General features: G+C 36.9%; 10 protein-coding genes. 6 read left to right on the top strand and 4 right to left on the bottom strand.

From position 1 onward, the window contains the following. Window positions 1–149 precede the first annotated feature (149 nt). Window positions 150–1,910: a UbiD family decarboxylase gene (locus tag M3196_RS12155; RefSeq protein WP_251322562.1), complete on the bottom strand. Its 1,761-nt coding sequence runs from the start codon at window positions 1,908–1,910 to the stop codon at window positions 150–152. A gap of 188 nt (window positions 1,911–2,098) precedes the next feature. Further along, window positions 2,099–2,281, bottom strand: coding sequence for a hypothetical protein (locus M3196_RS12150; RefSeq protein WP_251322561.1), 183 nt, complete (start codon window positions 2,279–2,281; stop codon window positions 2,099–2,101). A 127-nt stretch (window positions 2,282–2,408) separates the two neighbouring features. Between M3196_RS12150 and M3196_RS12145 the strand changes: the two genes are divergently transcribed. The 3 genes from M3196_RS12145 to spxA all read left to right on the top strand — a co-directional run bounded on the left by M3196_RS12145 (window position 2,409) and on the right by spxA (window position 3,859). Then, window positions 2,409–3,023, top strand: coding sequence for a GNAT family N-acetyltransferase (locus tag M3196_RS12145; RefSeq protein ID WP_251322560.1), 615 nt, complete (start codon window positions 2,409–2,411; stop codon window positions 3,021–3,023). Between the two features lie 32 nt (window positions 3,024–3,055). Continuing rightward, window positions 3,056–3,190: a hypothetical protein gene (locus M3196_RS21975; RefSeq protein WP_276531343.1), complete on the top strand. Its 135-nt coding sequence runs from the start codon at window positions 3,056–3,058 to the stop codon at window positions 3,188–3,190. Window positions 3,191–3,460: 270 nt separating this feature from the next. Continuing rightward, window positions 3,461–3,859, top strand: a complete 399-nt coding sequence (spxA, locus tag M3196_RS12140; RefSeq protein WP_066288819.1) for a transcriptional regulator SpxA — start codon at window positions 3,461–3,463, stop codon at window positions 3,857–3,859. Window positions 3,860–3,952: 93 nt separating this feature from the next. Here spxA and M3196_RS12135 read toward each other — a convergent pair whose 3' ends face one another. Further along, the gene (locus M3196_RS12135) at window positions 3,953–4,621 is read right to left on the bottom strand and encodes a TerC family protein (protein ID WP_251322559.1); all 669 of its coding nucleotides are present in this window, start codon (window positions 4,619–4,621) and stop codon (window positions 3,953–3,955) included. Between the two features lie 323 nt (window positions 4,622–4,944). Between M3196_RS12135 and mecA the strand changes: the two genes are divergently transcribed. The 3 genes from mecA (at window position 4,945) to pepF (ending at window position 8,848) form a co-directional block, all read left to right on the top strand. Further along, a complete protein-coding gene (mecA, locus tag M3196_RS12130) occupies window positions 4,945–5,613 on the top strand; it encodes an adaptor protein MecA (RefSeq protein WP_251322558.1) in 669 nt (222 codons plus the stop codon). Window positions 5,614–5,774: 161 nt separating this feature from the next. After that, window positions 5,775–6,956 carry a competence protein CoiA gene (locus M3196_RS12125; protein ID WP_251322557.1) on the top strand — a complete coding sequence of 394 codons (1,182 nt, stop codon included), beginning with the start codon at window positions 5,775–5,777 and terminating at the stop codon, window positions 6,954–6,956. Between the two features lie 74 nt (window positions 6,957–7,030). Continuing rightward, window positions 7,031–8,848: an oligoendopeptidase F gene (pepF, locus tag M3196_RS12120; protein WP_251322556.1), complete on the top strand. Its 1,818-nt coding sequence runs from the start codon at window positions 7,031–7,033 to the stop codon at window positions 8,846–8,848. A 49-nt stretch (window positions 8,849–8,897) separates the two neighbouring features. On the opposite strand, the gene M3196_RS12115 is transcribed toward pepF, so the two are convergent. Further along, the gene (locus M3196_RS12115; protein WP_251322555.1) at window positions 8,898–9,074 is read right to left on the bottom strand and encodes a hypothetical protein; all 177 of its coding nucleotides are present in this window, start codon (window positions 9,072–9,074) and stop codon (window positions 8,898–8,900) included. Window positions 9,075–9,130 lie beyond the last annotated feature (56 nt).

The raw sequence follows: 9,130 nt of genomic DNA, 5'->3' as shown, positions 1-9,130 counted from the left end.
CAGGGTTACTTGGTGACGTCCTTCAGTAGAATGCTTAGATAACATGTATATTTCTCCCCTCAAACATTATCTAATTTAATTCTACAATAAAAAAAGCTTGTAGACATATACTTTGTCTACAAGCTGAAAGAAGCGTGAAAACGCTTCTTTTACTTACGAAAATATTCATTCCATCTTTCCGTGACTTTTTGATCAATATCGGGTCGGGTTTCAACGACATCAGGATAGAATGGTTTCATTCTTGCATCGATGATTATTGTTCCTTCATATTTAATTCGGTTTCGGTCGATCGTACTTTTAGCGTATACGTCATATGCCGGATCGAATCGAGTAAAGGTTGTCCATAAGAATTCAGCTTGAGTAGCTGCGATGGCTGCATCATCAACTAAGAACACGAGAGGCCAGTCTTTAAAAGAATCCTGACTGTTAGTAAGAAGATGCTCGGCAAAGTCAGGGGACTCATCAAAAGATGGACCGCTTACTGTTAAACAGCCTCCACAGAAAACACCTACATCATCAATTCCTGAAATTGTCCCGCCTTCATATGTCCTCTTTAATTCACGTACAGGTTCTCCGAGACCTGTCATAATAGCCTTTGAACCTGTATTAAACTTGCGCCCCGTATAATCCAAGGTGTCCATTGAAGTATCATGAATGATCAGCAAATCTCGTTCAGGCAGGAATCTTTCTAATACACCTTCAGCCAGTTCAGCAAAGTTTTGAAGATTAACAGGCTTGTTCGTTACCATCAAGAATTTTGTAAGTGTCAGCTGACCTTCCCCCATGATACGGAAAGCGTGGGCAAGTCCTTCTTTATAATACGACTCACGTACAACTGCTCCAGCCAATGCATGAAAGCCAGTTTCTGCATACGTCCATAAATCACGCACACCGTTCATAACAACTGGGAACAATGGACTCATTAGCCGCTGAAGATATTCCCCAATAAAATAATCTTCCTGTTTTGGTTTTCCTACAACAGTAGCCGGATATATTGCATCTTTTCGTTTCCACATTTTTTCTACATTAAAAACAGGGAAATCATGAGCCCAGGAATAATAGCCATAATGATCACCGAACGGTCCTTCAGGCTCGCGTACATGTGGCGGAACTACACCGCCAAAGGCAAATTCAGCTTCGGCAATTAATGGATGCGGGTGACCGTCAACATGTGCAAGACTCAATTTTTCTCCCATTAGCATAGATGAAAACATGAGTTCAGGTACAGCTTCTGGAAGAGGGGCTATCGCACTGATCATTAAGGAAGGAGGCCCTCCTAAAAACAACGTTACAGGCAGTGATTGATTTTTCTGTTCTGCTTCATAATGATGGAAACCGCCGCCTTTATGAATCTGCCAGTGAATACCGGTTTTGTTTTCTTCTTTAATTTCAATCCTATACATACCAAGGTTGTGTTCGTGTTTATCAGGATGTTCCGTATAAACGAGAGGGAGGGTAACGAAAGGATTGCTGTCAAGATGCCAGCCTGTCAGTGCCGGAAGATCTTTCATATTTACATTTGTCGTAAACGTTTCAAGTATAGGTGATTTATTCTTTCCGACTTTTTTTGTCCCAAGAGATAAAACGTCTTTAATCATTCCTTTCTTCTTCCATAAAACAGAAGGTGAAGGAGGCATAAGTTCATCAATAGATGAAACGAGATCTTTAACTAGTTGTTCGGGCTTCGGGCCAAAAGCCATGTCTACACGTTTAATCGTTCCAAACAAATTAGTAACCACTGGTATGTTTTTGCCTTTAACATTTGTGAAAAGAAGTGCTGGGCCTTCTTCTGCTATCACACGCCTATGGATTTCAGGGATCTCCAAGTAAGGATCTACTTCGGCTTTTATTTCAATAATTTCTTTTTCTTCTCTTAATTGGCTGATAAACGTTCTAAGGTTTCTATGCATTTGTACACCTCTATTATGTATGTTACCCTTGTATTATAATGCAGTTCGGACTAAAAATGGTAGAAAACTTGACTGATTCTTTGAAGTCAGTCTTTTTGCACGAATACTTTCTACATAATATTGTTGGATCTAACATTCTAATCAGGAAAGTATAAAAAAACAACCCTAAATTTATGGGTTGTTTCAAATTAATTTCTTCTTTTTACTGGACTCCAATTTTGTTGAAAAGACTTCGATTTATCCACAAAATGTGAAACTTTCTTGCCGCCGAACAATTTTACCGCGATGACTTGGGAAATGGTTCCCATCAATGCTGTAATACCAACCACACATAAAGCTAATAACGTTAAATCGGTAAAGAATGATAACAAAGAGGATTCCTCCTTTTTTACAACTTGTTCACCACGTTACTTCTTTCTCTATTGTATCCCATGATAACAAAGGAAGAAAGAGGGAAAACTATAATAAATAAAAACCTAAGGAGCTGATGGGGAAACGATGAATTGGTATGAGAAATTAAATCAGTATTTTCCGATTGAAGAAATGAAATCAAAAGAACACATGGAACTATTGCTTGATGAAAAAAGTGATATTTACCATAAAGATGAAGGAGAAAATCACGTACTAATGTATGTTGAACTCCCAGACTTTGTTTTTATTGATTATTTATTTGTTTCTAAAAACGCAAGAGGACAAGGGCTTGGTCATAAACTGATCGAAACATTAAAAGCTAAAGGCAAGCCGATTATTTTAGAAGTTGAACCTGTTGATTATGAAGATACAGACACTGAGAAACGTCTTCGTTTTTATACACGTGAAGGATTTGAACACGCATCAAGCATTGGATACAGAAGACGATCACTTGCAACAAATGAAGTGAATGAAATGGAGATCCTCTATTGGTCCCCAACAGAAGAATCAGAAGAAACTATTTATGAAAACATGAAAAAGACGTATAATGAAATACACACGTACAAAGATAGTGAATTGTACGGTAAGTCTTATCAGCCAGCAAGTGAAGTGCTTACCTTGGACACAGAACCAGCAGCTCCAAAACCAGAAATGGTTAAAGACGAATCTTCAGAAATGCCAAGGGAAACCGCTTCCGAATAAATATTTTCCTTGTTAAAGGAGGAGCAGGCGTCATGAAACAAAAAGACAAAAAGAAAAAAACAAAGCGTGAGTTATGGAAAGAGATGCTAAAGAAAAACTTAAAGAATCTCAGACCATCTATTCCGCGAAAAGGACCTGCATCACAAGTAAATAAAACAATTGCTTAAAATAGAGTGGCTAATCCCACTCTTTTATTTTTTATGTTTTATGAAACTTATCTTCGGGTAATACGTCTATATATATATATGGGAAAATTAAAGGATATGTTGTGTAAGACAAGTTGTATACGTATTACATTTGTATGACAAATTCGTAAAATTGTACAAAAGTCTGTATAACCTCTACCGAAAATGTAAAATATGTAGTATACTATGAATGATGATTTAATAACTTTTTTAAAGTACCTAAATCAGAGAGAGGGGAAGGAGAGTTCCAATATGGTCACACTATTTACTTCGCCGAGCTGTACATCATGCCGAAAAGCAAAAGCATGGTTAAAAGAAAATGAAATTCCTTATCAAGAAAGAAATATTTTTTCGGAACCTTTATCAATAGAAGAAGTGAAACAAATCTTGAGAATGACAGAGGACGGTACTGACGAGATTATTTCTACTCGTTCTAAAACGTTCCAGGAACTTAACATTAATCTTGAATCCATGCCTTTGCAAGACCTATATCAATTGATTGCAGATCACCCTGGATTATTAAGAAGACCAATCATCCTGGATGAAAAACGTCTGCAAGTAGGATATAACGAAGATGAAATTCGCCGTTTCTTGCCAAGAAGAGTGCGTACTTTTCAGCTCATGGAAGCACAGCGTCTTGTAAACGAATAAAGAAAAACTTCCGCAATTAACGTGCGGAAGTTTTTTTGTACATGTAAATTTAAAATCCTGCCAGGTTAACCTGGCAGGATTAATATGTTTAAGTTAATTTGTTCTTTTGCGTTTAATCGAGTTAGTTAAGATTCCAGCAAAAATGACCCCTACAATTAAAAAGATATACAGCCCATATTCAAGCATCGTGTTGTCTGCAAAAACCGAATGCATCATCTTCTCTTCAATTATCATACCCGCTGCGGTAAAAGCAAGCACACCGGAACCAATATAAATCAATACAGGGAAACGCTCCATAAAGTGCAATATTATTTTACTCCCCCATATAATGATTGGTACAGATACTAAAAGTCCGATAACAACAAGTACAATGTTTCCATGAGCAGCTCCTGCAATTGCTAAAACGTTATCAAGCCCCATTGCAATATCTGCAAAAACAATTGTTTTAACAGCGTCTGATAAATTCTTCCCAGCTTTAACTTCGAGCTCTTCATCTTCTTCAAGAATGAGTTTGTACGCAATAATAAGAAGCAGTATTCCTCCAGCCAGATATAAGAATGGAATATTTAATAAATAAACAGCTACAATGGTTAGTATTACACGAACAACGATAGCAAGTCCGGTCCCTAAGAAGATGGCTTTATTTCTTTGTTTCTCAGGTAAGTTCCGGCTGGCAAGAGCAATAACAATTGCATTGTCTCCGCCTAGCAGAATATCAATTGCGATAATTTGCAAAAGGGATATCAGAAAATCGGTTTCCAAAAGTAAAGCCCCCCGTATGTAATGAAATTTCAAGTGAGTTATGGTACAATATGTTAACCCTAAAGACCATTGAATTATAGTCCAGCTTGGCCTTCGGCGTCAAGTTGAAACAGTATTTCATAATCTTTCTGGGTGCAAAAAAGGGCAGTAAATTAGTGCCTTTTTTATTTCCATATTATCTGTTTTGTCATAGAATAAGGTACAAGAGGTTTAATTGTGATTGATGCATTTTGAGATGGGGAATAAAAAGTAATATGATTTGCTTTTTTCTAGGGGTATTTATCCCTTCACGAACAAACCGGAGAGAAGGGAGAGAAGCATAAATGGAAATTGAAAGAGTGAATGAGTTCACCATAAAATTTTTCATAACGTACAGAGATATTGAAGACCGCGGATTTGACCGGGAAGAAATATGGTCTGACCGCGAAAGAGGAGAAGAACTTTTCTGGGAGATGATGGACGAAGCACATCAGCAAGAGCAGTTTCCATTAGAAGGTCCTCTTTGGATTCAAGTACAGGCTCTGGATAAAGGTCTTGAAATAATTGTTACTCGTGCTCAAATGTCTAAGGATGGGAAAAAGATTGAGCTTCCTATCGGTGATGATAAATTGGATCTACCTGTTGATCAAAATATTGAAAAACTTCTCGATCAGCAATTTCAGGTTGAAGAAGAATATGATGAATTAGAAGAAACAGAGGATGATTATTTATCCTTCCTAATCTCCTTTGGAGACTTTGAAGATGTCATTCTTTTGAGTCACACAATTGATTCTTCCTCATTTGAAAACTCACTGTACCATTTCGAGGGTAAGTATTATCTGTATGTTACATTCAATGCAGATGCACCAGACCGAGAACAAGACGATCTGTTAGCACAGCTGCTCGAATATGGAAATGATTCAGATTTATCTGTATACCGAATCCAGGAATATGGTAAAACGATTGTTTCCGAAGCTGCTTTGGAACATGTACAGAAATATTTTAAATTATAAGGTATAACCGATTTCAGTTACTTTTGAAATCGGTTTTTTGTTTTTAGCTAATTCTTTTTACGGAATATTAGTTTCAAAAACGATCATTTCATTGAAAAAACATAGATGACATCTCTTTCTTTTTCCTTCATTATGACCTTAAAAGCGGGGAGATGACAGAGATGCTTGTTGCTCTTTATAACAATCAATTTGTTGACATGACCGGAGATATTACAAAAGATCAATGGTACAGGAAAATGAGAACCGGAATGCTTCTTTGTCCAGTATGCAAAAATCAAGTTATCCCAAAATGCGGATCAAAAAAGACATGGCATTTCGCCCATCAGTCACTTGATGTATGTTCTAGCAATCATGAGGCAGAAACCAACTACCATCTGCTTGGTAAGAAAAGTTTATATCAATGGGTGAAGAAAAATGGGGAAGCAGCCTATCTTGAGCATTATTTTCGTGATATAGCCCAAAGGCCTGATCTTTTTCTTCCGAAACAAAATTATGCAATTGAATTTCAATGCGCAACCATGAAAGAAGAATTATTTAAAAACAGAATCAACGGCTATAATTCTATTGGAGTAAACTCAGAATGGATATTTGGGATGAAAAGGGTAAGGAAGAAAAGTGAATTTCTTTATTTTATACAGATGGGGGATCTGGCGGCTGCAAAAAAAGATCACGCCGGAATGCTTTATTTAAACTATTTTTGTCCACTGCAGCAGCAATTTCTTCTGTTAAGAAACATAATCCCAATTTCATATAGAAAAGTAATTGCAAAAGCCTATACATTTTCATCAAAGAACATCAGTTTTGAATTAATGTTGAAAAACCTTGATGTTGACAATCATTTTTATAGAAGGGAATTATGGAATAAGCAAAAAACAACCTGGAGGATGACAGCTTATAAAAACGGCTCTCCCTCTATTATGTATGTTAAAAAGATATTGTATTTTAACCACCGTTCGCTGACTTTATTTTCTCCATTGGCAGGAATGCCTTCATTCAATTATTACCACTTAGAAACCTCTCCGTATATTTGGCAATCGTACCTCCTTTTCTTTATTGAAAAATCACCTGTACATACCTTTAAAATGCAGCAGCTTGAAAGTGAGTTTAAAAGATTAATCTCTAAGCGAATAATTCAAGAAAGAAAACTTCCTTATTTAAATGGAGATTTTAACGAAGCGTTAGCAGGTTATTTAGATTATTTGGAATCTGAAAATATAATTGAAAAGATAAATAATCATCTCTATAAAAAGGCAGCGCCAATAACATATCCAAATACCTTGGATGAGGCACTTAGACAAGACAAAATTTTCAGTAAAAAAGCTGTAATTTTTGACTTTGTATAAGCATTTTCTGGTAATATGTAGATATACATAAGGAGAATGTAACTCATTTTCTTTAATTATATGGAGGTGTTTGTATGTCTCAAACTAAAACAAAATCATTGCCTAAACGTAATGAAGTTGCTGTTGAAGATACGTGGGATTTAGAAGCGATTTATGCGTCAGATGACGTTTGGGAAAAAGAATTTGAGGAAACGAAGCAGATGCTTCCAGAACTTAAGGCTTTTCAAGGGAAATTAGGCGAATCTGCTGAAACACTTTATTCTTATTTGCAAAAACAAGATGAAGTTACGAAAAAGCTTGGCAAGCTTTATACATATGCTCATATGAGATATGACCAGGACACCACTAATTCCTTCTATCAAGGGTTAAACGACCGTGCTTCAAATCTTGCAACGCAAGTAAGCAGCACCGTTTCGTTTGCGGTACCGGAAATTTTATCTCTTTCTGAAGAAGCACTTAATCAATTCTTGCAAAGCTATGAGCCGCTTACTCTCTATAAACATGCTCTTGACGAAATTAATCGTCAGCGTCCACATGTTCTCTCTAAGGAGGAAGAAGCTCTATTAGCAGATGTTAGAGAAGTAGCAAATACTTCGAGTAATACATTTGGAATGCTAAATAATGCTGATTTAAAGTTTCCTGTTATAAAAGATGAAAATGGCGAAGAGATTGAAGTAACACACGGCCGTTATATCCGTTTTCTTGAATCCTCTGACCGCCGTGTAAGAGAAGATGCTTTCAAAGCCGTTTACGGAACCTATGATTCATATAAAAACACATTTGCAAGTACGCTTGCTGGTACAGTAAAGCGTGATAACTTCTTTGCAAAGACGCGCAATTTTGATTCAGCCCGTCAGGCTGCTCTAAACAATAATAATATTCCAGAGGCTGTTTACGACAACCTTGTTAAAACAGTTAATGACAACCTCCACCTGCTGCACCGTTATGTTCAACTTCGTAAAAAGGCTCTTGGTCTTGACGAGCTGCATATGTATGATTTGTACACGCCACTCGTGAAAGATGCAAAAATGGAAGTGAGCTTTAAAGAAGCTCAGCAGCTTGTTCTGGACAGCTTGGATCCGATGGGTGAAGAGTACAAGAATATCGTAAAAGAAGGTTATGAGAAACGCTGGATTGATGTACATGAGAACGCTGGAAAGCGGAGCGGAGCATATTCTTCAGGTGCATATGGAACAATGCCATATATCTTAATGAACTGGCAGGATAACGTGAATAACCTGTTCACACTTACTCATGAAATTGGTCACTCTGTTCACAGTTATTATACGCGTGAAAGCCAGCCGTATCCTTACGCGGATTATTCGATCTTTGTTGCAGAAGTTGCGTCAACTTGTAATGAAGCACTATTAAATCATTACATGCTTCAAAAGACTTCTGATAAGAAAGAAAAGCTGTACCTTCTTAACCATCATTTAGAAGGATTCAGAGGCACCGTCTTCCGTCAAACGATGTTTGCTGAATTTGAGCAGGAAATCCACGTTCGTGCGGCAAACGGCGAGCCTTTGACACCGGAACTTTTAACAAAGATCTATTATGATCTGAACGTTAAATACTTTGGTGAAGACCTTGTTATTGATAAGGAGATTGGACTAGAGTGGGCTAGAATCCCGCATTTCTATTACAACTTCTATGTGTATCAATATGCTACAGGCTTCAGTGCGGCAGCATCATTATCGAAGCAGATTCTTGAAGAAGGTAAACCTGCCGTCGATCGATATCTTGAGTTCTTAAAAGCAGGAAGCTCTGACTATCCGATCGAGGTACTGAAAAAAGCGGGTGTTGACATGACAACACCAGAGCCAATAGAAAATGCCCTTAAAGTTTTTGAGTCAATCTTAGATGAAATGGAAGAACTGCTTTTTGAAAAATAAGAAATCAAAAATCCTGTCCGTAAATGCGGGCAGGATTTTCTTTGTTTATCTAAAAAATTCTTTTAAGTTTTGAACGATAGTTGTAGCATAATGTAGTAATTAAGATGGCAATAAACAAACTCGGAAATGCTACGATCTTTGGCGCCATATTTAATAGAGAGAGTACAAAATAATAAAAACTCCCCGCTATTGAAATCAGACTGACGATAAACAATATTAAGTACATATCTTTCTCCCTCCTTAGTACATGTTTATTCATTTTTGAGCAGTATATGCAAGCAC

This window comes from Fictibacillus nanhaiensis, from assembly GCF_023715445.1.
GTDB lineage: Bacteria > Bacillota > Bacilli > Bacillales > Fictibacillaceae > Fictibacillus > Fictibacillus nanhaiensis_D.
The sequence above is the reverse complement of the archived record's forward strand: the minus strand, read 5'-3'. Positions and strand labels throughout refer to the sequence as shown.